This is a genomic window from Pseudomonas inefficax (assembly GCF_900277125.1).
GTDB classification, from domain to species: domain Bacteria; phylum Pseudomonadota; class Gammaproteobacteria; order Pseudomonadales; family Pseudomonadaceae; genus Aquipseudomonas; species Aquipseudomonas inefficax.
In genome coordinates, this window is the sequence record NZ_OPYN01000089.1 from 1 (window position 1) to 1,558 (window position 1,558).

The 1,558-nt window shown below is 64.6% G+C and carries 1 protein-coding gene and 1 pseudogene; both read right to left on the reverse strand.

Translation table 11 applies throughout. From position 1 onward, the window contains the following. A pseudogene (locus JV551A3_RS11605) lies at window positions 1-1,131 on the reverse strand (metallophosphoesterase family protein); the annotation flags it as partial. A 207-nt stretch (window positions 1,132-1,338) separates the two neighbouring features. Beyond that, window positions 1,339-1,558 (reverse strand): transaldolase family protein (locus JV551A3_RS11610; RefSeq protein ID WP_328592096.1); only part of this gene is annotated, 220 nt, incomplete at its 5' end.

Here is a 1,558-nt window from a genome sequence, read left to right on the forward strand (position 1 = left end):
GCCGAACAGCTCATCCTGTGTCTGGCTGTTCAACGCCTGGCATTCCCCGACCAGGGCCTTTCAACCCTGCGGGTCGTTCCACCAGGCCTCGCACAGCAGGTAGCCGAGCAGGGCATTGCCGATGATCCGCCGCGAGAAGGGGTGGCCGTAGGCGGTTTCTTCCCACTGCGCCGAGAGGTTCCAGTCGTCGGTGATGTCGTGGTCGTCGAAGATCATCAGGCACGGCAGGTGGGCCATCACCCGTGCTACCTGGCCCAGGTTGCCGGCAAACGCCTGGATCAGCGGCAGTTCCTGCTGGTAACGGGCCTGGCGCGGTGCGGTGAGCCCGCTGGGCATGTCCAGGTTCACCAGCTGCCAAGCCACCGGTGACCACACCAGCAGGTACATGGCCATGACCTCGGCGAAGGTGACCAGGTGGTTGTCGGCGTTGCTGGACGAGAAGATCGGCTTGCGCTTGCCGCCGAAAAAGCGCTCGCGCAAGGTTTCGTTGCGCTCCTGCGCCGGCAGCAGGTCGGCGCGATGGTAGTAGCAGGCCGGGTGCTGGTACAGCGCCTGGCTGTCGGGCACCACTGCGCCCTCCAGTTGCTCGTCGAACAGGCCCAGGCGCGCTATCAGGCTGTGGACGGCGCGCAGCATCGGGCCGGCGACATCGTCGGCATAGACCTGGTCGCCGGTCATCAGCAGCACGGCAGGGCGGTCTGTAGGTTTTTCGCAGGCCTGAAGCAGGCGGTCGGCGCACAGCAGGCCATCGGCGACCGGGAAATGCGGCTTTCGACAGGAACCGTGCAGCAGGTGGTCGAGCCGATCGCGCAGTACCAGGTTTGGGCGCTGGGTGCCAGGGTAGAGCAGATGCGGCGCCCAGCCGGCGATGCCCTGGCCGTTGATGAGCAGGTCATAGTCGAGCAACTGGTTGCAGGGCAGCGGCTGGGCGAAATGGATGTCCAGCAGGTGGATGAAGGCGTGCTGGCCCACCGCGACCACCTGGCAATCGACCTGGGCCTTGCTTGCCGGGAAGATGAATTCGGGTTGCAGCGGTTGCGTGGCGACCAGCCAGATGGCCAGGCGCTGGGGTTCCAGGCGGCGCAGTATCGGGCCGGCGAGTACGAGGGGCAATGGGGTAGAGGAGGTCATCGACAGCTCGGGTGGCTATGCGGACCCTTTCGCGGGCACGCCCGCTCCCACAGGTACGGCGGCGCTTTCAAGCACAGTGGAAATCCCTGTGGGAGCGGGCGTGCCCGCGAAGAGGCCCGAGAAACAAATACACAACTATGACTCGGCAAAACAAAACGGGCGGAAAATGCTGAACACTTCCCGCCCGTCAGGCAATCCCGAAATGTATCAGGCCTTTTCAGCCATCAACTTCTCCAGCTTCTCCTGGTCCCGTGCGAACTGGCGAATGCCTTCCCCCAGCTTCTCGGTACCCATGGCATCTTCGTTCATGGCCCAGCGGAACTGGCTCTCGTTCAGCTGCTGCTTGGGCTCACCGGCATTGCCCGGCTTCAGCACTTGCGGCAGGTCACCCTGGTCGTCGCTGAGCTGCTGCAGCAGCTCCGGGCTG